The 850-nt window shown below is 62.1% G+C and carries 1 protein-coding gene; it reads left to right on the forward strand.

The genetic code is table 11. From position 1 onward, the window contains the following. Nucleotides 1–843 (forward strand): UTP--glucose-1-phosphate uridylyltransferase (locus LZG00_21025; protein MCF3596475.1); only part of this gene is annotated, 843 nt, incomplete at its 5' end. Between the last annotated feature and the right edge of the window lie 7 nt (nucleotides 844–850).

Consider the following 850-nt stretch of genomic DNA (forward strand, 5'->3'; position numbering starts at 1 on the left):
CGGTTTTTGCCGGCGACCAAGTCAGTGCCCAAGGAGATCATGACGCTGGTCGACCGCCCGCTGATCCAATACGCCATCGACGAGGCGCGCGCCGCCGGGATCAAGGAATTCATCTTTGTCACCTCGCGCGGCAAGGGCGCGCTGGAGGATTATTTCGACATCGCGCCGAACCTGGAGCAGGAATTGCGCAAGAAGGGCAAGGACGAGCTGCTGGAGATCCTCAAGGACACCAACATGGAATCCGGGGCGATTGCCTATATCCGCCAGCACAAGGCGCTGGGGCTGGGCCATGCGGTGTGGTGCGCGCGCCGCCTGATCTCGAACGAGCCGTTTGCGGTGATCCTGCCCGACGATGTGATCGCGGCGGATAAACCCTGTCTGCAACAAATGGTGGAATCCTACGAGGAAAACCCCGGCTGCATGGTGGCGACGATGGAAGTGCCGCGCGAGCAGACCAGTTCTTATGGCGTGCTGGACGTGAAGAATGACATGGGTGCGCTGGTGGAAGCGCGCGGGCTGGTGGAAAAGCCGGCCGCCGACAAGGCGCCCTCGAACCTGGCGGTGATCGGGCGCTATATTCTGACGCCGGACGTGCTGCGCAGTCTCAACCAGATCAAAGCCGGGGCGGGGGGCGAAATTCAGCTGACCGACGCCATCGCCAACGAAATCAATGAGGACCGCCCGGTTTATGGCTATCGCTTCCGCGGTCAGCGGTTCGATTGCGGCTCTAAAGTGGGGTTTTTGCAGGCCACCGTCTCGTTCGGGCTGGCGCGCGACGAGCTGCGCGACGGGCTGATGCAATACCTTCAGGATGTGGTGCATGCCGACAAGGCCGCGCAATAAGGCAGGG

The sequence above is a fragment of the Rhodobacteraceae bacterium LMO-JJ12 genome (assembly GCA_021555075.1).
Classification (GTDB): Bacteria; Pseudomonadota; Alphaproteobacteria; order Rhodobacterales; family Rhodobacteraceae; genus JAKGBX01.